This is a genomic window from Citrobacter sp. UYEF32 (assembly GCF_040546205.1).
Classification (GTDB): domain Bacteria; phylum Pseudomonadota; class Gammaproteobacteria; order Enterobacterales; family Enterobacteriaceae; genus Phytobacter; species Phytobacter diazotrophicus.
In genome coordinates this window covers 126,379-146,214 of record NZ_JBEPNI010000005.1, presented here as the reverse complement: position 1 = coordinate 146,214, position 19,836 = coordinate 126,379, and the positions used below count along the sequence as shown (strand labels likewise).

General features: G+C 55.1%; 21 protein-coding genes. 12 read left to right on the top strand and 9 right to left on the bottom strand.

The window, feature by feature from the left end:
* The first annotated feature begins 139 nt into the window (after window positions 1-139).
* Entirely contained in the window at window positions 140-1,084 is a 945-nt protein-coding gene (locus ABIB59_RS15290; RefSeq protein WP_354036024.1) for an L-lactate dehydrogenase, read from the top strand.
* Window positions 1,085-1,097: 13 nt separating this feature from the next.
* On the opposite strand, the gene ABIB59_RS15285 is transcribed toward ABIB59_RS15290, so the two are convergent.
* From ABIB59_RS15285 to dtnK, 3 genes are read right to left on the bottom strand one after another with little or no spacing between them, the layout of a single operon-like run.
* Window positions 1,098-1,859 carry a DeoR/GlpR family DNA-binding transcription regulator gene (locus tag ABIB59_RS15285; protein WP_039078932.1) on the bottom strand — a complete coding sequence of 254 codons (762 nt, stop codon included), beginning with the start codon at window positions 1,857-1,859 and terminating at the stop codon, window positions 1,098-1,100.
* A 1-nt stretch (window position 1,860) separates the two neighbouring features.
* Complete coding sequence (locus tag ABIB59_RS15280; protein ID WP_107222770.1) at window positions 1,861-2,847, bottom strand: D-threonate 4-phosphate dehydrogenase; 987 nt, start codon at window positions 2,845-2,847, stop codon at window positions 1,861-1,863.
* The gene (dtnK, locus tag ABIB59_RS15275) at window positions 2,840-4,075 is read right to left on the bottom strand and encodes a D-threonate kinase (RefSeq protein ID WP_125124619.1); all 1,236 of its coding nucleotides are present in this window, start codon (window positions 4,073-4,075) and stop codon (window positions 2,840-2,842) included. Before dtnK ends, ABIB59_RS15280 begins: the two co-directional genes overlap by 8 nt.
* Before the next feature lie 175 nt (window positions 4,076-4,250).
* Between dtnK and ABIB59_RS15270 the strand changes: the two genes are divergently transcribed.
* From ABIB59_RS15270 to ABIB59_RS15245, 6 genes are all read left to right on the top strand, one after another.
* The gene (locus tag ABIB59_RS15270; RefSeq protein WP_169039419.1) at window positions 4,251-5,390 is read left to right on the top strand and encodes an iron-containing alcohol dehydrogenase; all 1,140 of its coding nucleotides are present in this window, start codon (window positions 4,251-4,253) and stop codon (window positions 5,388-5,390) included.
* Window positions 5,391-5,411: 21 nt separating this feature from the next.
* The gene (locus tag ABIB59_RS15265; protein ID WP_039078929.1) at window positions 5,412-6,296 is read left to right on the top strand and encodes a dihydrodipicolinate synthase family protein; all 885 of its coding nucleotides are present in this window, start codon (window positions 5,412-5,414) and stop codon (window positions 6,294-6,296) included.
* A gap of 75 nt (window positions 6,297-6,371) precedes the next feature.
* On the top strand, window positions 6,372-7,784 hold the full coding sequence (locus tag ABIB59_RS15260; RefSeq protein WP_079498237.1) for a sodium:solute symporter family protein: 1,413 nt from the start codon (window positions 6,372-6,374) through the stop codon (window positions 7,782-7,784).
* 1 nt (window position 7,785) lies between these two features.
* Window positions 7,786-8,949 (top strand): sialidase family protein, encoded by a 1,164-nt coding sequence (locus ABIB59_RS15255; protein ID WP_079498235.1) that lies wholly within the window; start codon window positions 7,786-7,788, stop codon window positions 8,947-8,949.
* Window positions 8,946-9,416, top strand: a complete 471-nt coding sequence (locus tag ABIB59_RS15250; protein ID WP_169039420.1) for a NanQ anomerase/TabA/YiaL family protein — start codon at window positions 8,946-8,948, stop codon at window positions 9,414-9,416. Before ABIB59_RS15255 ends, ABIB59_RS15250 begins: the two co-directional genes overlap by 4 nt.
* A gap of 2 nt (window positions 9,417-9,418) precedes the next feature.
* Entirely contained in the window at window positions 9,419-10,096 is a 678-nt protein-coding gene (locus tag ABIB59_RS15245) for an SDR family NAD(P)-dependent oxidoreductase (RefSeq protein WP_039078925.1), read from the top strand.
* 54 nt (window positions 10,097-10,150) lie between these two features.
* Here ABIB59_RS15245 and ABIB59_RS15240 read toward each other — a convergent pair whose 3' ends face one another.
* Window positions 10,151-10,945, bottom strand: a complete 795-nt coding sequence (locus ABIB59_RS15240) for a PhzF family phenazine biosynthesis protein (RefSeq protein WP_354036021.1) — start codon at window positions 10,943-10,945, stop codon at window positions 10,151-10,153.
* Between the two features lie 182 nt (window positions 10,946-11,127).
* Between ABIB59_RS15240 and ABIB59_RS15235 the strand changes: the two genes are divergently transcribed.
* On the top strand, window positions 11,128-12,330 hold the full coding sequence (locus ABIB59_RS15235; RefSeq protein ID WP_039078923.1) for a sugar transporter: 1,203 nt from the start codon (window positions 11,128-11,130) through the stop codon (window positions 12,328-12,330).
* Between the two features lie 94 nt (window positions 12,331-12,424).
* On the opposite strand, the gene ABIB59_RS15230 is transcribed toward ABIB59_RS15235, so the two are convergent.
* Window positions 12,425-13,099: a MarC family NAAT transporter gene (locus ABIB59_RS15230; protein ID WP_039078922.1), complete on the bottom strand. Its 675-nt coding sequence runs from the start codon at window positions 13,097-13,099 to the stop codon at window positions 12,425-12,427.
* Window positions 13,100-13,338: 239 nt separating this feature from the next.
* Here ABIB59_RS15230 and marR point away from each other — a divergent pair, with 239 nt between their 5' ends.
* From marR to marB, 3 genes are read left to right on the top strand one after another with little or no spacing between them, the layout of a single operon-like run.
* Window positions 13,339-13,773, top strand: a complete 435-nt coding sequence (gene marR, locus ABIB59_RS15225; protein WP_039078921.1) for a multiple antibiotic resistance transcriptional regulator MarR — start codon at window positions 13,339-13,341, stop codon at window positions 13,771-13,773.
* Window positions 13,774-13,791: 18 nt separating this feature from the next.
* A complete protein-coding gene (marA, locus tag ABIB59_RS15220; RefSeq protein ID WP_139153698.1) occupies window positions 13,792-14,175 on the top strand; it encodes an MDR efflux pump AcrAB transcriptional activator MarA in 384 nt (127 codons plus the stop codon).
* Window positions 14,176-14,206: 31 nt separating this feature from the next.
* Window positions 14,207-14,422, top strand: coding sequence for a multiple antibiotic resistance protein MarB (gene marB, locus ABIB59_RS15215; protein WP_039078919.1), 216 nt, complete (start codon window positions 14,207-14,209; stop codon window positions 14,420-14,422).
* Window positions 14,423-14,460: 38 nt separating this feature from the next.
* On the opposite strand, the gene eamA is transcribed toward marB, so the two are convergent.
* Window positions 14,461-15,354, bottom strand: coding sequence for an O-acetylserine/cysteine exporter (gene eamA / locus ABIB59_RS15210; protein WP_132441140.1), 894 nt, complete (start codon window positions 15,352-15,354; stop codon window positions 14,461-14,463).
* 194 nt (window positions 15,355-15,548) lie between these two features.
* On the opposite strand from eamA, the gene ydeE reads away from it, so the two are divergent.
* Window positions 15,549-16,736 (top strand): efflux MFS transporter YdeE, encoded by a 1,188-nt coding sequence (gene ydeE / locus ABIB59_RS15205; RefSeq protein ID WP_071194273.1) that lies wholly within the window; start codon window positions 15,549-15,551, stop codon window positions 16,734-16,736.
* A gap of 14 nt (window positions 16,737-16,750) precedes the next feature.
* Here the strand turns inward: ydeE and ABIB59_RS15200 are convergent, their stop codons facing one another.
* The 3 genes from ABIB59_RS15200 to ABIB59_RS15190 all read right to left on the bottom strand — a co-directional run bounded on the left by ABIB59_RS15200 (window position 16,751) and on the right by ABIB59_RS15190 (window position 19,792).
* Window positions 16,751-17,980, bottom strand: coding sequence for an MFS transporter (locus tag ABIB59_RS15200; protein ID WP_039078916.1), 1,230 nt, complete (start codon window positions 17,978-17,980; stop codon window positions 16,751-16,753).
* 156 nt (window positions 17,981-18,136) lie between these two features.
* Window positions 18,137-19,243 (bottom strand): cobalamin-independent methionine synthase II family protein, encoded by a 1,107-nt coding sequence (locus tag ABIB59_RS15195; protein ID WP_107222775.1) that lies wholly within the window; start codon window positions 19,241-19,243, stop codon window positions 18,137-18,139.
* A gap of 153 nt (window positions 19,244-19,396) precedes the next feature.
* Entirely contained in the window at window positions 19,397-19,792 is a 396-nt protein-coding gene (locus tag ABIB59_RS15190; RefSeq protein WP_039078914.1) for a rhodanese-like domain-containing protein, read from the bottom strand.
* Window positions 19,793-19,836: the final 44 nt, after the last annotated feature.

Below are 19,836 nucleotides of genomic sequence, written 5' to 3'. Positions count from 1 at the left end.
CTGTTATGGTTCTGTTAAATTACGCGCAAACCCTGCTCACTTCGCCATACAATTAACTTATATATCCCTGTCCGGATTGCATAAATCGCGCCTGCGGCGGTAATTTACGCTCACGCGTAATCGTGATAACGGAAGAGAAATGAATACCAGAGCCCGCAAAGTGATGATCATCGGTACTGGCAATGTTGGCGCATCGGCGGCTTACGCCCTGCTGAATCAGAACATTGCCGAAGAGTTGATCCTTGTTGATTTGAACCGCGATCGCGTTGAAGGCCATGTGCAGGATCTGGCGGATGCCGCCGCGTATATGCCGGGCATGATGCATATTACCCACCGCTACGCCGCCGACTGTGCCGATGTGGACATTGCGGTCATCACTGTCTCCGGCGGCCCGCTTAAACCGGGGCAGACCCGCCTGGACGAGCTACAAAACACCGCGCGTATCGTTAAAAACATTGTGCCGCAGATGATGGAAAACGGCTTTAACGGCATCTTTCTGATTGCCACCAACCCGTGCGACATCATCACCTGGCAGGTGTGGAAACTCTCTGGCCTGCCGCGCAGCCAGGTCATTGGTACCGGCGTGTGGCTGGATACCACCCGGTTGCGGCGCGCGCTGGCGCAGACGCTGGATATCGGCGCGCAGAGTATCGATGCTTTTATCCTTGGTGAGCATGGCGACACCCAGTTTCCGGTGTGGTCGCACTCGTCGGTCTACGGTTCGCCGATTGCCGATGTCTGGAAGCGCCGTACCGGGCAGACAATCGATTTTGACGGACTGGCGGAGAGCGTGCGCAAGCACGGTTTTGAAATTTACGCCCGTAAAGGCTGCACCGAGTACGGTATTGCCGGAACCATTGCGGAAATCTGCCGCAATATCTTTACCGGAAGCCACCGCGCGCTGGCGATCTCCTGCGTACTTGACGGTGAGTATGGCGTAAGCGACGTTGCTATCGGTGTCCCGGCGGTCCTGACCCAGAGCGGCGTACAGCAGATTATTGAGTTACAGCTTGAAGAGGACGAAGTGGCGAAATTCAACCACTCCGTATCGGTAATAAAAGCCAATATCGCGCGCCTGCCCTGAGGGCGTGGCCCGGTTATTCCGCGATGGTTAACCGGGCAGGTAATACGGCAAGTTTCTGGCGGATATCGTCACCCAGGTGACTGTCGGTGACAATATCTGTCAGTGAATCAAGACGGGCGACGTTAAACAGCGACCACGCCCCGTATTTACTGCTGTCGGCCAGCAACACCCGGCGCTGCGCATTATCAATCAATGCCCGTTTCAGCGCCGCCTTCTCTTCGGTTGGCGAGGTGATGCCTTTTTCCAAATCCCAACCGTTGCAGCTTACGAATGCCAGATCCGGCCAAATCCCCTGTAACAGTTTACGGCCATGATCGCCGATGCAGGACTGGCTGGTGTCATCAATACGCCCACCAATAATTGTCACTTCGATCTGCTTAAACTCGGAGAGGAACAGCGCAATGTGCAAATCGCTGGTGATCACCCGCAGCGGCAGATGCGTCAACTGACGGGCAAGTTCAATCATGGTGGTACCGGCATCAAGGACAATCGCGTCACCGGCTTTCACCAGCGACGCGGCCGCACAGGCGATGGCATGTTTTTCCGACAGGTTACGCTGCATTTTCTCATGCGTCGTCGGCTGCGAGGGGATAAACCGGTTAAGGGTAACGCCGCCGTGCGAACGGCTTATCACCCCTTCCTGATCGAGTTTGATCAAATCGCGGCGAATGGTGGCAGGAGACGCATTGGTGATGGTCACCAGTTGGTCTACCGTTACCAGATTATGGCCTTTCAGATAATCCATAATCTGTTCTAACCGGTTATATCCCTTCATATTATTCTCGTGTGATTTGCATAGCTAACTGGATGGAAACCGCCATGCTCTCCGGTTTCGCTTTTCCGGTCCAGGCGATATCAAAAGCGGTGCCATGATCCGCAGAGGTACGGATAAACGGCAAACCAGCAGTGATATTAACCCCATCGTAAAAGCCCAGCAATTTTAACGGAATATGTCCCTGATCGTGGTACATCGCCACCACCATGTCGTACATCCCTTCGTTGCACTGCATAAACACCGTATCTGGCGGGCACGGGCCGTAAACATTGATGCCTTCGGCTTTCATGGCCTCAACCGCCGGACCTACGGTGGTGATCTCTTCATCGCCAAACAGACCATTTTCTCCGGCATGCGGGTTCACCCCGGCCACCGCGATACGCGGATTTGCAAAGCCAACGCGTTTGAGGAACCTGTCCGCCACACGAATCACCGTCTTGATGCGATCCTGATTCAGGGTATCGAGGAATTTACGCAGCGCGATATGCGTAGTGACGTGAATCACTTTGAGTTTGTCGGTATAGAGCACCATCGCGTAGTCATTAATGTTGGTCAGTTTCGCCAACAGTTCAGTATGCCCCGGATAGTGGTGGCCGCCTAAGTGCAGTGCTTCTTTGTTCAGCGGTGCGGTGGCAATGGCCTTCACGTCGCCGGCCATCGCCAGTTCGGTCGCACGACGTACGCAGCGGTAGGCCAGATCGCCTGCCTGGGCTTGTACTTTACCGGGTTCCAATGCCTGCGGGTCCGCCAGCGGTTCATCCAGTACGTTAATCACGCCAGGGGCAAAATGGGCCTCACTGACCTGGTTAATAATGCGCAGTTCCGCATGCGGCGTGATGTTCAGCGCCAGAATACGGTTGAACGTTTGGGCACAGCCCACAACCACAACCGGCGCCCCGGACAGTTCCCCTTCGACCAGCGATTTAATAATAATCTCCGGACCAATCCCCGCAGGATCGCCCATGGTTACGGCAATAATGTTAGTCACTCGACTTCTCCTCAATAAAATGCAAAACCTTGCGCAACGTGGTTTCGTCGCCGAAACCGCCCGCTTTGGTCATCACTGGTCGTTGCCATTCGCAACCTGAAAAATATCCCCAAGGCACGCAACCTGCGGCGCGCCCACGAATCTGAAACCCTTTTGCCCCGAGCGCCCTGGCGACCGCTATCGCCACATCACCCCCCGAGAGATAGAGACCGTCAGGCGTACTGTGTTGCAGCACATCGCGGGTAAGTGCGCCTAAATAATCACAAATACGCTCGCCGCACTCAGCGCGGCTCACTCCCCAGCGCTCGCACAGCGCCGCCACCTGATGGCGCGCCTGTTCATCCGGGCAGGTATGGACCAGGCAATGGCGTCCACCGTTAAGCGCGGCGACAATCGCGGCGCGATAATCGGTGGCTGACGACTGAAAGACGTCATTAATGTCAACAAAGATGTGTTCGCAGCGTGGATGCTGCGCGGCTATGCTCACCTGTTTTTGAGCGATTTCACTCATTGAGCCGACAACCGCCAGTACTACCGGCTGTTTTTGCGGCGCCAGACGGCGTGACAGGGCATCACATAACCCGGCGGAACCGACCAGCAGCGGCCTTTCACTCGCCTGCATGGCATGGGTGATGATGTCATCCAGATCGGCGTCCGTTTGCGCATCCACCACCAGCAGCGCAGGGGCTTGCGCACTGCCACTCAAGAGTGCGACGGGCAACTGCGAGGGTGTGATGTTCTGGCTATGTCCGCTAAAGAGCGCGCCCACGTCCGCACGGGTAATCGGCGTTTTCGGATCGCTGGCAAACTCGGTGTCGGTAAGCAGCACGCCATTGACCAGGCATTTCCCCTCGCGGGTGATGCGCCCTGCAGCCGGAAATGCCGGGGCGATAATCACGGCCTTTGCACCCGTAATTCGCTGCATGGCCATCACTTCCGCCCCCGGATTACCGCGCAGCGTGGAATCTATCTTTTTCACCAGCCACGCGGGTGAAGAGAGACGCAGTACGCTTTCGGTCAGTGCGGCGACCTTCTCGTACGCCGCCGTCGCCGTCATCGCCCGGCTGTCGCTGTTATAAATGAGCGCCTGCGCATCACTTTGATATGTCGCTTCCAGTGCTACTTCTACACGCATCCCTGCCTGCGCCAGGCTTACGCCCGCATCGTTTGCGCCTGTGAAGTCATCGGCCAGAATCACCACTTGCTGGACCGCGCTTTGTTTGTTCATCCCTACTCCGCGTCGTTACATTCTGGATATGATTATATTCAATCATAATTGATTATATGTGAGCAAGATCAACTTATTTAATTTGCGAATAAATTATAAATTTATGCCATACAGTGACCGTGATTGAAAAAAGATGATTGAGTTCAATCACCACAAAGACAGACAGGAGAACGTTGTGGTAACAATAAACAGCACCCTGATAAGCGGCGCAGGGGCCATCCCCGCTATCGCGCCTTTGCTTACAGGTAAAAAGAAACTCTTACTGGTCAGCGATGGCAACGTCATCAAACTTGCCGCAACGCAGCAAATTCTGACGCTGCTGCAGGCAGAAGGCCGACTGGTACAGATTATTGACAACGTACCGCCGGAACCCAGCCAGCATGATGTCGCCCGTATTCTCGCCGATGCGCCAGACGCGGCATTTGATCTGGTCGTCGGTATCGGCGGCGGCAGCGTTCTCGACGTCAGCAAACTGTTATCGGTACTTTATCACCCGCGCTCTCCGGGCCTTGACGCCCTGCTGGCCGGGGAAAAGCCGACCGCACGCGTACCGTCTTTATTGATTCCGGCCACCGCCGGGACCGGCTCCGAAGCCACGCCGAATGCGATTCTGGCGATCCCGGAACAGAACACCAAAGTGGGGATCATCTCTCCGGTGCTGCTGCCAGATTATGTCGCCCTGCTGCCGGAACTGACCACCAGCATGCCTGCGCATATCGCCTCTTCTACCGGTATTGATGCCCTGTGCCACCTGATCGAGTGCTTTACCGCCACGATCGCCAACCCGGTGAGCGACAACGTCGCCCTGACCGGTCTGCGTAAGCTTCTGCACAACATCGAAACCGCCGTCAGTGAGCCACACAACCTCACCGCGCGCCTCGAAATGTTGTGGGCCTCTTATTACGGTGGGGCGGCGATCACACATGCGGGTACCCACCTGGTGCATGCGCTCTCCTATCCGCTGGGTGGCACTTACCACCTGCCGCACGGTGTCGCCAATGCCATTCTGCTGGCCCCCTGCATGAAAGTGGTGCGCCCGTACGCCGTCGAAAAATTTGCGCAGGTGTGGGATCTGGTTCCGGGCGCGGATACCACGCTCAGCGATGAGGATAAATCCCACGCGCTGGTGGATTACTTTGCCGCGCTGGTAAAACGCCTCAACCTGCCGGACAACCTGGAAGCGCTGGGGGTGCCGCGCGCGGATGTTCCGTCGCTGGCCGATGCCGCCCTGAACGTTAAGCGCTTGATGAATAATGCCCCTTGCACTGTTGATCACGCCGCCGTGCAAGCGATTTACCAGACATTGTTTCACTGATTTTTCATGGAGAGATGTGCAATGAGTAAGAAAATTGAAGGCGTGCTGACGGCGATCGTCACGCCTTTTGATGAAGAAGGCGGATTGAACGTTCAGTCACTAAAAGAACAGGTCAATCGCCAACTGGCTGCCGGAAACGGTATTTTCTGCGGCGGCACAAACGGTGAGTTTTTTGTGCTGAATGAGCAGGAAAAAATCACCGTCACCGCAGCCTGTGTTGAGGAAGTGGCCGGTCGCGCCAATGTGGTGGCTCATATTGGTGAGATCGCTACCCGCGAAACGATTCGTCTGGGTAAACAGATTGAAAAACTGGGCGTCGACGCGGTCTCCGTGATTACCCCCTATTTTGTGCCCTTAAAACAAAACGAATTAATTAACCATTATACCGCTGTCGCTGATGCCCTTAGCGTCCCGGTATTTCTCTATAACATCCCTGCCCGCACCGGGAATACTCTTGAACCGCAAACCGTTCGCGTGTTGGCGGAACATCCGAACATTATTGGCATTAAAGACAGCGCAGGCAGCTATGAAAGCCTGAGCGGATTTCTGAACGCCGTAAAAGATATCGATAATTTCGATGTCCTTAACGGACCGGACTCCCTGATTCACCGGGGATTCGTGGAAGGGTGTTCAGCCTGTATCTCTGGCCTTGCGAACGTCGCCCCGAATGAAATTAATGCGATCTGGTCGCATTTCAGGGCTGGCGACGTGGAAGGTTCTCGTCAGGCGCAAGAAAATGTCACCGGCCTGCGCACCGATCTCTATAGCGTAGGGTTCTCTCCGGCGGCGGTTAAAAAAGCAGTACAACTGATGGGCTATAACGTCGGCGAAAGTCGTTATGCCGTTTCATTCACCGAAGAACAACAACTGCAAATTCGCCAGATAGTGACGCAGTACGTGCGTTAAGGCGTTTTTCATTCGTCATTAGAATATTGGGCACCTCAGGTGCCCTGGCTTCACTCGCCCCAAAGAGAGGCAAAGATGAACACGTTTACTTCACAAGATACCCTGATCATTGTCGGTATAGTCATTGCCTATATCGTCTTTACCACCTGGCTTACCTTCCGTTTACGCAGTAAAAACTCCGGCGATTTTATGGAAGGCTCGCGCGCAATGCCGGCCTTTCTGGTAGGCATCTTATTGATGTCTGAATACATCGGCGCCAAATCCACTATCGGTACCGCACAGGCCGCGTTTGAAGGTGGGATTGCCGCCTCCTGGTCCGTTCTGGGCGCGGCTATCGGTTTCCCGTTGTTTGGTCTGCTGCTGGTAAAACGTATTTATAACACCGGCAAAATCACCATCTCCGGCGCGATTGCGGAGAAATACGGCAACAGCACTAAGAACATCATTTCTATCATCATGATCTACGCGTTGTTGCTGGTAAACGTCGGTAACTACGTCAGCGGCGCGGCGGCTATCGCAACCGTGCTGAAAGTGAGTCTGCCGGTGGCAGCCTTTATTACCGCGATTGTCAGTACGTTCTACTTCGCTTACGGCGGGATGAAAGGGGTCGCCTGGGTTACCCTGCTGCACAGCGCACTGAAATATTTTGGTATCCTGGTGATCATGGGCTTCGCGCTGTACAAAACCGGTGGTTTCACCCCTATGATCAGAGAGATGCCGCACTTCTACTGGACCTGGGACGGTAACTTTGGCCCAAGCACGATTTTCGCGTGGTTGATTGGCACCATTGGTTCTATTTTCTGTACCCAGTTCGTGATTCAGGCCATCTGTTCTACCAAAGACGTGAAATCCGCCAAACGTTCCACCTGGATTGCCTTCTGGTTCTGTCTGCCTATTTCCCTGGCGATTGCGGTGATCGGTGTGGCAGCCAAATATCTGCATCCGGAAATCAGCAGCCTGTACGCGATGCCTATCTTCCTGCAGGATATGAATCCGTGGATTGCCGGACTCGTGACAACGTCACTTGTTGCCTCCATTTTCGTGAGTGTGAGTACCGTGGCGCTGGCTATCGCCTCGCTGGTCGTCAAAGATTTCTACGTGCCTTACCGCAATCCAACGCCGGAGCAGGAATTTAAAGCGACGCGCTGGCTGTCTCTGTTTATTGGCTTCCTGCCGCTGATTTTCGTGCTGCTGGTCCCGGAAGTACTGAAACTGTCGTTCTTTACCCGTGCTATTCGGTTGTCCATCACCGTGGTCGCTGTGATTGCCTTCTATGCGCCCTTCTTTAAAAGCACCCGTGGTGCGAATGCTGGCCTGATTGGCGCCTGTGTCGTCACGTCTGTCTGGTACGTGCTGGGCGACCCGTTTGGTATTAACAATATGTATATTGCGCTGATTACCCCTGCGGTGATCATGGTTCTTGACCGTCTGATCCCGAATAAAGAACACCCAAAAGCGCCAACACCCGTTCAAAATAGTGGAGTTTGATATGTCCGTAACCGTTAATCGTGATGGTGTAATTCGTCAACAGGAAGACGCACAGGTACTGAGTGCAATGCTGCCCTCGCCCTGCCCGCAAAACCACGCGGCCAACATCCTGCCGCTACCTGATGGCACACTGATGTGTGTCTGGTTTGGTGGCACCCAGGAAGGGGTAGCGGATATTTCCGTGTGGGGCTCACGCCTCGCACCGGGCAGCGAACGCTGGAGTGACGCGGTGAAGCTGTCTGACGATGCCACCCGCTCTGAACAGAACCCGGTCCTTTTTCTGGCCCCGGATAACGTACTGTGGCTGATGTGGACCGCGCAGATCTCCGGCAACCAGGACACGGCAATTGTCCGCTATCGCCAGTCGACCGATCTGGGTGTCAGTTGGGGTGAGATTGCCACGCTGCTTGATAAGCCTGGTACCTTTATTCGCCAGCCGATCACCGTACTGGAAAACGGCAACTGGCTGCTGCCGGTCTTCTATTGCCGCACAAAACCGGGCGAAAAATGGGTGGGTAATGATGATGTCAGCGCGGTGAAAATCTCCGCCGACCAGGGGAAAACCTGGCGTGATGTTGACGTTCCGCAAAGTCTCGGCTGCGTGCATATGAACATCACCGCGCTACACAACGGCACGCTGGTCGCGCTCTTTCGCAGCCGCTGGGCGGATAACATCTATTACAGCCAGTCCACTGATGGCGGTGAAAGCTGGTCCGTACCGGAACCGACAACGCTGCCTAACAACAACTCGTCTATTCAGGTCACGACACTGGCGGACGGTAATCTGGCGCTGGTCTTTAACCACATGAGTGCCGCAGGTGCGCTGGAACGTCGCGCCTCCTTATACGATGAGATTGATGATGGCGACGGACGTAAAGAGCCGGAAGTGACCGAAGGGCGAAGCGCGTTCTGGGGGGCGCCGCGCGCGCCGATGACCGTGGCGATATCGCCTGACGGCGGGAAAAGCTGGCCGTGGCAGCGTCATCTTGATGAAGGCGACGGCTATTGCATGACCAATAACTCCCAGGAAAAACTGAACCGTGAGTTCTCCTACCCGAGCATCAAACAGGGCGCGGACGGCAGTTTGCATATTGCTTACACGTATTTTCGCCAGGCGATTAAATACGTGCGCGTATCACCGGAATGGGTTAAGGAGTCAGTGTGATTTTTGGCAATCTTAACGCCCTGCCGCAGGCAGGGTTACCTGCGGTGTTGCGCGAAATTCTCGCGCTTCCCCAGTGTTCGCTCGCTGCACTGCAGACGCGCGATGACGGACGTTTTCAGTTACCGGGCGCAGAATGGTTCTGTACCGTTGGCCCGGCCAACACGCAACGGCGTGAAGACCGCCATACGGAATATCACCACCAGTGGGCGGATATTCAGGTACTGCTGACGGGGGAAGAAATTATCTGCGCCGGTACGCAAAATACGCCGCTGGCAACGGATGAGGAACGTAAACCGGATCTGTTTATCACCACCACCGCAGAACTGCCGGTCAGTATGCTACTGCAAGCGGGTGATTTTGCCGTGTTCTTACCCGGCGAACCGCATCAGGCACTGTGCGCGGCGGCGGAACCCATGACCGTTCGCAAAGCGGTGTTCAAAGTGCCGCGCTCACTGCTGGGGGGGTAAACATGCCACATGCGATTGTAACGGGGGCAAGTTCCGGGATTGGCGAGGCCATTGTCAGCCGCCTGCTTGAGCAGGGGTGGAATGTCACCGGGCTTAGCCGTTCGAAGGTCACGCGCGACAACACACACTTTAACAGTGTCTGTGTCGATCTCAGCGACAGCGCGGCGCTGCGTGATGTGCTCAATACCCTGCCCGTGCCCCATGCGCTCATTCATGCCGCCGGAATGATGGCCGCCGCACCGCTTGGTGAAATAACGCCTGAGGTCAGTCAGCGGTTGTGGCAATTGCATGTGCTGGCGGCGGAAACACTGGTGAACCACTTCGCTCCACAGATGGCCTCCGGGGGCAGGATCGTGGTTATCGGTAGCCGGACGTCGCGCGGCGCGGCGGGACGATCGCAGTATGTTGCCACCAAAGCGGCGCTTGTGGGAATGGTGCGCAGTTGGGCAGCGGAGCTTGCGCCGCGCGGTATCACGGCCAACGTGGTGGCGCCGGGTGCGACGCAAACGCCGATGCTCAGTGCGCCCGGACGCGAAAGCTCGCCACCCAATATGCCGCCCATCGGACGGTTGATTAAACCGGAAGAAGTGGCCGCGCTGGTGGGATTCGTCCTGTCACCGGACGCGGCGGCCATGACCGGTCAGGAGCTGGTGATATGCGGCGGCGCATCGCTTAAGTAACGAAAAAGGGGGTGACACTGTCACCCCCTTTAACTTTCTCAACGGTGCTTATTTTTAACCACGTAAATAGACTTTGCCAATCAGATAAATGGTGGCCTGGCCGCCAATCAATACCCTTTCGCCACGCGCTTCGCAGCGCAGTTCTCCGCCACGGGCTGAGAGCTGGCGGGCCTGCAAAACGGTCTTACCGAGCTTATCCGCCCAGTACGGAATCAACATGCTATGAGTCGAACCGGTTACCGGATCTTCCGGCACTGATTCACCCGGACAGAAAAAGCGACTGACAAAATCATGCTCGTCGCCCGGTGCGGTAATACAGACCATTTTGTTTAAGGGGATCATCGCGGCAATATCCGGGGTAACGGCTTCAACCTGCTGTTGATTATCCAGCACCACCATGTAATCGCGCGCCACACGCACCTCTTTGGACTGGGTGATACCGAGCGTTTCAAACAGCAGCGCAGGCGGCGTTTCCACCTTTTCTGTTTGCCAGGCCGGGAAGTCCAGCGTCAGCCAGTCGCCTTTGCGACTTACGGTAAGCGGGCCAACAAAGCGGGTAGTAAAGTTAATCTGCGTCTCGGGGTAGTCCAGATATTCGAAAATCACATGGGCTGCGGCAAGCGTGGCGTGACCACAAAGGTTGATTTCATACTGCGTGGTAAACCAGCGCAGCTCGAAACCGTCGTCGTTACGAACAAAGAAGGCGGTTTCCGACTGATTATGTTGTTGCGCCATTTTCAACAGCACATCGTCAGGTAACCATTCTGTTAGTGGACAAACGGCGGCGGCGTTGCCGCCAAACGTACGGTCGCTGAACGCGTCCACCATGTAGAAGTCGATTGTATGCATAGCCTTTCCTCTTGTTTTCCTTTTTGTTTTAGTTCGTTTTTCCCTTGTATTGCTTTTTGTTTCAACTGGCATCGTTGTGCCCCACCGAAAAATGAGACATTGATCACAAAAAGTTTGTATTTTGAGCAGAATTAGATCTAAGATCTGCACATCTTCTTCTCCTGCTACCGATCCCAAAATATATGACAACACAAATGGTTTCACGAAAAGTCGCGTGGCTCCGGGTGGTGACGCTTGCCGTTGCTGCGTTCATTTTTAATACCACTGAGTTCGTGCCCGTGGGGCTGCTGTCGGACATCGCGCAAAGCTTTGACATGGAAACACCGCAGGTCGGTATTATGCTGACGATCTACGCCTGGGTTGTGGCGCTGATGTCGCTGCCGTTTATGCTACTGACCAGTCAGGTGGAGCGCCGTAAGCTGCTGATTGGCTTGTTCGTCCTGTTTATTGGGAGCCATGTTCTCTCCTTCCTGGCGTGGAATTTCCATGTGTTGGTAATAAGCCGTATCGGTATCGCTTTCGCTCATGCCATTTTCTGGTCTATTACCGCCTCCCTGGCCATTCGCCTCGCCCCGGCAGGCAAACGCGCGCAGGCGCTGAGTCTTATTGCTACCGGTACGGCGCTGGCTATGGTGCTGGGTATTCCGATTGGTCGCGTCGTCGGGCAATATTTTGGCTGGCGTACCACCTTCTTCGCCATCGGTTTTGGTGCGCTGGTCACCCTACTGTGTCTGATCAAACTATTGCCGAAACTGCCCAGCGAGCACTCCGGTTCGCTGCGTAGCCTGCCGGAACTGTTCCGTCGCCCGGCCCTGTTGTCGATTTATTTGCTGACGGTCGTGGTGGTTACCGCCCATTACACCGCCTACAGCTATATTGAGCCGTTCGTGCAGAATGTGGCGGGCTTTAGCGGTAATTTCGCTACCTTACTGCTGCTGATTCTCGGCGGTGCGGGGATCTTTGGCAGCGTGCTGTTTGGCAAGCTGGGCAATAAACATGCCTCCGGTCTTATTAGCGGCGCAATTGGCCTGCTGCTCATTTCGCTGTTGCTGCTGCGCCCTGCGGCAGGCAGTGAGATGAACCTTGCCGTGTTGAGCGTCTTCTGGGGTATCGCGATTATGATTATCGGCCTCGGTATGCAGGTGAAAGTCCTGGCGCTGGCACCGGACGCGACCGATGTCGCCATGTCACTGTTTTCCGGCATTTTCAATATCGGGATTGGCGCGGGCGCGCTGGTCGGTAACCAAGTCAGCCTGCAATGGTCGATGTCAGCCATTGGCTATGCGGGCGCCATTCCGGCGCTGGCCGCGCTGGTCTGGTCGGTCGTGATTTTCCGTCGCTGGCCGGTATCGCTTGAAGAAAGGCAGCAACCGCACCATATGTAATGCCTCACCGTCAGCGGGTCGCAGTTGCGCTACCGCTGACGGTATTTATCTCCCCGCCTCTGGCTCTGGCGCCATCAGCGTAACGGCTGTCACATCAGGCAGCGGCGTGGTAGGTCGTAATGATTTCCAGCACGCCATTAATGATAAATTGCACCCCCATACAGACCAGCAAAAAGCCCATCAGACGAGAAATAGCCTCAATTCCACCCTTTCCTACCAGCCGCATTATCGCCCCGGAACTGCGCAGACATCCCCACAGGATCACCGCCACGGTGGCGAAAATCAGCGGTGGCGCAATCCACAACACCCATTCAGGGAAGGCGCTGCTTTCGCGCACGGTCGACGCGGAACTGATGATCATCGCAATCGTCCCCGGCCCGGCAGTACTCGGCATCGCTAAGGGCACGAAAGCGATATTGGCCGTCGGTTCGTCTTCCAGCTCTTCCGATTTGGTTTTGATCTCCGGCGCTTCATGCATTTTCTGCGGCGGGAAAAGCATACGAAAGCCGATAAAGGCCACAATAAGCCCACCGGCGATACGCAACCCCGGAATTGAAATCCCGAAGGTGTTCATCACCACTTGCCCGGCATAATACGCCACCATCATGATGGCAAAGACATAGACAGAGGCCATCAGCGACTGGTGATTGCGCTGGGCGCTGTTCATATTGCCGGCGAGCCCTAAAAAGAGCGCAACGGTGGTGAGCGGGTTTGCCAACGGCAGTATCACCACCAGTCCAAGGCCAATTACTTTCAATAAATCCATCATCTAATAAGGCTCTCCAGGGCCAACAAACGTACCGGAGAGTATATCTTCATCGCGACCTGCCCGGCAGTGGCTTTGCTTATCTCTTTATTAATTAAGAAAAAACAAAGAGATAGCTGACGAAAAATGCAGACATAACGCGGCTTTAGCAAATCGTGGCATAAGCTAATTCATTCAGTTGACTTATACTTGCCTGAGCAATAATATCTGCCGTGACTAATATACTTGCCGGGGCAACCACTGTGAAAAGCACAAGTGATCTGTTTAACGAAATCATTCCACTTGGTCGCTTGATCCATATGGTTAACCAAAAGAAAGATCGCTTACTTAACGACTATCTCGCGCCGCTGGATGTCACCGCCACGCAGTTTAAGGTGCTCTGTTCTATCCGCTGCCAGGGATGTATCACCCCGGTTGAATTAAAAAAGATCCTCTCTGTCGACCTTGGTGCGCTGACGCGCATGCTTGACCGACTGGTCTGCAAAGGCTGGATCGAAAGAAATCCTAATCCGCATGACAAGCGCGGCGTGCTGGTGCAATTAACCACCGACGGCGCCGCGTTGTGTGAGCAATGTCATCAATTAGTAGGGCAAAACCTGCATCAGGAATTAACAAAAAACTTAACGGCAGAAGAAGTGGCAACTCTGGAGCACTTGCTCAAGAAGATCTTGCCGTAACGAAAAAGAGGTATGACGATGTCCAGACGCAATACTGACGCCATCACTATTCATAGCATTTTGGACTGGATTGAAGATAACCTGGAATCGCCGCTCTCACTGGAAAAAGTGTCAGAGCGTTCGGGTTACTCCAAATGGCACCTGCAACGGATGTTTAAAAAAGAGACGGGGCACTCCCTGGGACAGTACATTCGCAGCCGTAAGCTGACTGAAATCGCACAGAAGCTGAAAGGCAGTAATGAACCGATCCTGTATCTCGCGGAGCGCTATGGGTTTGAATCGCAACAAACCCTGACGCGCACGTTCAAAAACTACTTTGACGTGCCGCCACACAAGTATCGTGTGACAGAAATACCCGGAGAGTCTCGCTATCTATTTCCGTTAAACCACTGTAATTGCTAATCGCCTGTTTTAAAGACGTATCGAGGAAATCATGAAACGTATTGCCTGTGCCGCCCTCACCGTGATGGTGTTACTGACCGGCCAGAGTTATGCGGAACAATTCGCACACCCTGCGAAACAGAACCCACGTGACACAATGGTAATGCCCACCTCCCATGAACAGTCGCCTTTCGACTTTAACCACATGGGAGCTGGGAGTGATAAATCCGACGAATTGGGCGTGCCTTATTACAACGAGCGCACCTAATCGTTTTGCCCCGCCTTCGGCGGGGCTTTTTTTATCTCTTACGCCTGAACTGCCCGACGTAAGCGAAAACCAAACACATTGATGTACAGCCCCGCCATAATCAGCACCGCCCCGCCCAGTTGCAACAGGGACAACGACTCACCCAGCAGTAGCGCGGCACTGGCCATCCCGACCACCGGCACCAGCAGCGACAGCGGCGCCACGCGCCAGGTTTCATAACGCCCAAGCAGCGAACCCCAGATACCATAGCCGACAATCGTCGCCACAAACGCCAGATAAACCAGCGACAGAATAGTCGTCAGGTCAATACTGACCAGGCTTTGTCGCATCGACGCCGGGCCTTCAAAGACCAGCGATGCCACCATAAAGGGAATAATCGGAATCAAGGCGCTCCAGACCACCAGCGACATGACCGGCGGGCGTGAGCTGTGGCTCATGATTTTTTTATTGAAGATATTGCCGCAGGCCCAACTGAACGCCGCCGCGAGGGTAAGGGCAAAACCGATCATCGGGATGTGTTGCCCGCTCAGGCTGGCCTCAATCAGCACCATCACGCCGAAGACCGCCAGCGCAATGCCCGCCAGTTGTTTCCCCTGCAGACGTTCGCCGAACACGCCTGCGCCAAGGATGATGGTGAAAAACGCCTGCGCCTGCAGAACCAGTGACGCAAGGCCCGCAGGCATGCCGAACTTGATGGCGCAAAATAAGAATGCAAACTGCCCGAAACTGATGGTCAGACCGTAGCCCAACAGTAAGCGCAGAGGCACTTTAGGGCGCGCAATAAACAGCAGTGCCGGAAAGGCCACCAGAACGAAGCGTAAACCCGCCAGCATAAGTGGAGGCATGTTGTGCAGCCCGACTTTGATCACTACAAAATTCAGGCCCCATACCACCACAACCAACAGCGCCAGCAGTCCATCTTTACGCGTCATTCTTCGCCTCTGATTTTTAAACTTTTGTAAAAATTTACGTTAACGCAAAAAACAGTCCAGAGACAGATCATTATTTTTGGCAGGTCAGTTTTGGCATCCACGGATAAATCAACCGATGTACATCACGCTTTATGCATGTTATTGCTGTTAGACATCACAAAAAACTATAACAACAGGCATTGTCGGGCAGGAAAATGATCTCAACACAAAAGCGCTCTACCGCCGCGCTACTGGCGTCGTCGTTGCTGTTAACCATTGGCCGCGGCGCAACGCTGCCATTCATGACTATCTATCTCAATCGCCAGTACGCCATGTCCGTTGACCAGGTGGGTTACGCAATGACGACGGCGTTGACCATTGGCGTGGTCTTTAGTCTTGGCTTCGGTATCCTGGCGGATAAATTCGATAAAAAGCGCTATATGTTGCTGGCCATCGCCGTCTTCCTGCTTGGTTTTAGCGCTATTCCACTGGTCAGCCATGCCGGTCTGGTGGTGTTATTTTTCTCGCTCATTAACTGCGCCTATTCGGTATTTTCGACCGTTCTGAAAGCCTATTTTTCCGATACGCTGGGCGCGGCGGCGAAAGCGCGGATTTTTTCGCTCAACTATACGTTTATTAATATCGGCTGGACCGTCGGGCCGCCGATCGGCACGATGCTGGTCATGTACAGCATCAATCTGCCTTTCTGGCTCGCGGCCTTCTGTTCCGCGATACCCCTGGTGTTTATTCAGCTATTTGTTCGCCGCGTGCGCATGGCGCAGAGCAGCGAAAACAGCGTGGCCTGGTCGCCATCGGTCTTATTGCGTGACCGCGCGCTACGCTGGTTTACGTTATCCGGCCTGCTGGCCTCTTTTGTTGCCGGGTCGTTTGCGTCTTGTATCGCGCAGTATGTCATGTCGATCGCCGACGGCGACTTTGCCGAGAAGGTCGTTGCCGTAGTACTGCCGGTGAATGCCGCAGTAGTAGTAACGTTGCAATATGGGCTGGGCAGTAAGCTGACGGCAAACAACCTGCGCCCGTTAATGGCCTTCGGCACCGTCTGCTTTGTGCTGGGGCTGGGCGGGTTTATGTTCTCAGGGGACAATCTCTGGTTCTGGGGCGTGTCGGCCGCCGTCTTTACCCTTGGCGAAGTGATTTATGCCCCCGGCGAGTACATGCTGATCGATAACATTGCCCCGCCGGGGATGAAAGCGAGCTACTTCTCAGCCCAGGCGCTGGGCTGGCTGGGCGCGGCAATGAACCCGCTGTTAACCGGGATTATCCTGACCACCCTGCCGGCATGGACGCTCTTTGTCATTATGATGGTCACCATCGTGCTGGCATGGCTGATGATGCTGCGGGGGATGCAGGCAAAACCACTGGGTGCGTTGCAGACAAGCTAACGCCCGTCTGTGCTTTAGCGGTTCGGGCGGATCTGCGGCGAGTTGTCGAGCAAACGAATGGCGGGAACAAAGCAGGCCGCCACCGTCGCCAGCACCACCGCCAGCGCGCAGGCCAACAGGACAGGCGTGCTGCCATAGTGCTGCGCCAGCGGACCGGCGGCAATTTCACCAACCGGGATCGCAACAAACGAGCCCAGGGCATCATAGGCATACACCCGCGCCAGTTTTTCAGGCGGGATATGGGTTTGCAGTGACTGCGCCCAGACCACGCCAAACAGACCAAAGCTCACGCCGGCCAGGAAGAAACCAGCCATCAATGCGGTCGTCGTGGGATAGATTCCCAAAGCCAGCAACGGCAACGCGCAAAAGTTAACCAGTATCACCCCAATAAACAGATCGCGTCGGGGACGCCAGCGCAGCGCAATCAGCGAACCGGCAATCAGGCCAATGCTTTGCGCCGCCACGCCGAGCCCCCAGCCGGTACGGCCAAAGGTTTCATCCGCCACGATGGGGCCGAGTACCATCGCCATCCCACTAAAGGCTGCATTGACAATAGTAAACTGCACCACAATCGCCCAGACCCAGGTACGGGCGATAAACTCTTTCCAGCCATCGCGCAAATCCTGCAGGATATTTGATTGCGTTTCATGTGATGCGATTGCCCCAACACGAATCAGTAAGTAGAGCGGAGCCGAGGCCGCAAAGCCAAGCGCATCAATCGCCAGCCCCCATCCAGGACCGATAGTGCTGGTGAGCATACCGCCAAGCGACGCGCCAATCACCGTACCGCCATACACACCAAGCTGGATAAGAGCATTCGCTTCGCGCAGGGTACGCAGGGGCACCGTCTGCGGCACCATCGCCGAAGAGGCAGGCAACGCGATGCCCGCCGCCGCGCCGTTAAGCGCGCCGAGCACAGCCAGCAGCATAATGGTTGCGCTGCCGTCGAGCACCAGCCAGGCCACCATCCCCTGGGCCACTGCCGCTACCAGCGAAGAGGAGACCAGCACCAGGCTTCGTGAATAGCGGTCCGCCAGCACACCGCCGAGCAGCAAGAAGATAACGTTGAAGAGTGAACGTGCCGCCACAACCAGCCCCAAGTCCGTCGCGGAGCCGCCGATATCCAGCACCGCAAACGCCAGCGCAATCGGGGCAATGCCGTTTCCCAGCACGGTCAGCAGGCGGCCAAAGAACAGGTAGCGAAAAGAAGAAGAGTGAAAGGCCCGTTGGCCGCGCGACGCCATCACCTCAGTGTCCACAAATCTGCTCCGATTTATCCCTTTTTGTCGCCATTAATGGCTCCCTTGTGTCTGGTTCTGGCCTGGCCGAATAAATAAAGAAAGGACATGCAGGGTGACCCGCATGTCCAAAGTATTCTGTTTGTCGTTATGACTGGCGGATTACCACACCTCTTCCGCTATCTGCGTAACCAGGCGCACTTTATCCCATTGTTGCTCTGCTGTCAGCGTGTTCCCCTCCTCCGTTGAGGCAAAACCACACTGCGGGCTCAGGCAAAGCTGGTTCAGGCTGACATATTTCGCCGCCTCCTGTAAGCGTGCTTTGATGCCTTCCGGGTTCTCCAGTTCCCCATTTTTGGTGGTAATCAGCCCCAGCACCACCTGCTGTTTGCCTGGGCGAATAAAACGCAGCGGCGCAAAATCACCGGAGCGGTCATTGTCATACTCAAGGTAGAACGCATCGACATTCACGCTGCCAAACAATACTTCCGCCACCGGCTCATAGCCGCCTTCGGAAATCCAGGTAGAGCGGAAATTGCCGCGACAGACGTGCAGACCAATCGTTAAGTCCGCCGGTTTGCCTTCCAGCGCTTTGTTCAGTACGCGGGCATAGATTCGCGCCAGCTCATCCGGGTCTTCACCACGCTCCACTATCTGACGGCGCTGATCGTCAGAGCACAGGTAGGCCCAGACGGTATCGTCCAGTTGCAGATATCGACAACCTGCGGCGTAGAACGCATGGATCGCGTCACGCCAGGTGGTCGCAAGATCGTCAAAATAGTCTGCCAGGTCCGGGTAGACGGTGGCGTCGATATCTTTACGGCCACCACGGAAATGCAGCACGCTCGGGCTTGGAATGGTCATCTTCGGCTGGGCATTACCGCTGATGCTTTTCAGGTAAACAAAGTCTTCCAGCATTGGGTGATCGCCAAAACCGAGTTTCCCGGTCACCCGCACGCCGTGTGCTTTGGTCTGCACGCCATTGAACTGGATGCCTTTATCCGCGTCATAGCGCTCAACGCCCTGCAGACCATCAAAGAAATCGAAATGCCACCAGGCGCGGCGGAACTCCCCGTCGGTCACCACATGCAAGCCGCAGTCACACTGCTGCTGAACCACCTGACGGATAGCCTCGTTTTCCACGGTACGCAGTTGCTGTGCGCTGATTGTGCCCTGCGCAAATTGTTGACGAGCCTGTTTAATGGCATCCGGACGCAGGAAGCTGCCTACTACGTCTGCGCGGAACGGGGCCTGATGACGCTGCTGCATGGTGATCTCCTTGCACGCCGGGCCAGATAGTTTCCCGGCGTGATAGTTCATTATTTGAATTTTTAGCCTTCTGGATGGCTAAACGTCCAAATAAAATGTCATACGCAGCGTCTGTGTGGCAAACGAGATTTTCTCATCACACATGAAAAAAATTCATCTTGCCGCGAAACTGTACCCTTCATCTTCCCAGCCGGTTATCCCGCCGATCATAATTTTCACCGCCAGCCCCAACCGCGCCAGTTTGAGCGCCGCACGGTCCGCCCCATTACAATGGGGGCCTGCGCAATAGACAACAAAGAGGGTATCCTGGGGCCATTGCGCCATGCGTTCTGGTGTCATTTGCGAATGCGGCAGATGGATCGCGCCGGGAATATGGCGCCTGGCGAAGGTCTCCGGGCTGCCCACCACATGTAACAACACAAAATCTTGCTCCTCGTGGTTTAACGCGTGGTGAACGTCGGCGCAATCTGTCTCGACGCTCAGGCGGCGCAAAAAGTGGCTGGCGGTAATCTCAGGCGAGGCGGCAGGAACTTCCGATACATAGCTCATAGTGCTTTCTCCAGGTTTGTGTTAACACTAATGTAACGAAAACA

What these genes read in the sequence shown, in the direction of transcription:
- ABIB59_RS15290 (WP_354036024.1), top strand. Translation starts at nt 140, where the DNA reads ATGAATACCAGAGCCCGCAAAGTGATGATCATCGGTACTGGCAATGTT.
- ABIB59_RS15285 (WP_039078932.1), bottom strand. Translation starts at nt 1,859, where the DNA reads ATGAAGGGATATAACCGGTTAGAACAGATTATGGATTATCTGAAAGGC.
- dtnK (WP_125124619.1), bottom strand. Translation starts at nt 4,075, where the DNA reads ATGAACAAACAAAGCGCGGTCCAGCAAGTGGTGATTCTGGCCGATGAC.
- ABIB59_RS15265 (WP_039078929.1), top strand. Translation starts at nt 5,412, where the DNA reads ATGAGTAAGAAAATTGAAGGCGTGCTGACGGCGATCGTCACGCCTTTT.
- ABIB59_RS15260 (WP_079498237.1), top strand. Translation starts at nt 6,372, where the DNA reads ATGAACACGTTTACTTCACAAGATACCCTGATCATTGTCGGTATAGTC.
- ABIB59_RS15255 (WP_079498235.1), top strand. Translation starts at nt 7,786, where the DNA reads ATGTCCGTAACCGTTAATCGTGATGGTGTAATTCGTCAACAGGAAGAC.
- ABIB59_RS15245 (WP_039078925.1), top strand. Translation starts at nt 9,419, where the DNA reads ATGCCACATGCGATTGTAACGGGGGCAAGTTCCGGGATTGGCGAGGCC.
- ABIB59_RS15240 (WP_354036021.1), bottom strand. Translation starts at nt 10,945, where the DNA reads ATGCATACAATCGACTTCTACATGGTGGACGCGTTCAGCGACCGTACG.
- ABIB59_RS15235 (WP_039078923.1), top strand. Translation starts at nt 11,128, where the DNA reads ATGACAACACAAATGGTTTCACGAAAAGTCGCGTGGCTCCGGGTGGTG.
- ABIB59_RS15230 (WP_039078922.1), bottom strand. Translation starts at nt 13,099, where the DNA reads ATGATGGATTTATTGAAAGTAATTGGCCTTGGACTGGTGGTGATACTG.
- marA (WP_139153698.1), top strand. Translation starts at nt 13,792, where the DNA reads ATGTCCAGACGCAATACTGACGCCATCACTATTCATAGCATTTTGGAC.
- marB (WP_039078919.1), top strand. Translation starts at nt 14,207, where the DNA reads ATGAAACGTATTGCCTGTGCCGCCCTCACCGTGATGGTGTTACTGACC.
- eamA (WP_132441140.1), bottom strand. Translation starts at nt 15,354, where the DNA reads ATGACGCGTAAAGATGGACTGCTGGCGCTGTTGGTTGTGGTGGTATGG.
- ydeE (WP_071194273.1), top strand. Translation starts at nt 15,549, where the DNA reads ATGATCTCAACACAAAAGCGCTCTACCGCCGCGCTACTGGCGTCGTCG.
- ABIB59_RS15200 (WP_039078916.1), bottom strand. Translation starts at nt 17,980, where the DNA reads ATGGCGTCGCGCGGCCAACGGGCCTTTCACTCTTCTTCTTTTCGCTAC.
- ABIB59_RS15195 (WP_107222775.1), bottom strand. Translation starts at nt 19,243, where the DNA reads ATGCAGCAGCGTCATCAGGCCCCGTTCCGCGCAGACGTAGTAGGCAGC.
- ABIB59_RS15190 (WP_039078914.1), bottom strand. Translation starts at nt 19,792, where the DNA reads ATGAGCTATGTATCGGAAGTTCCTGCCGCCTCGCCTGAGATTACCGCC.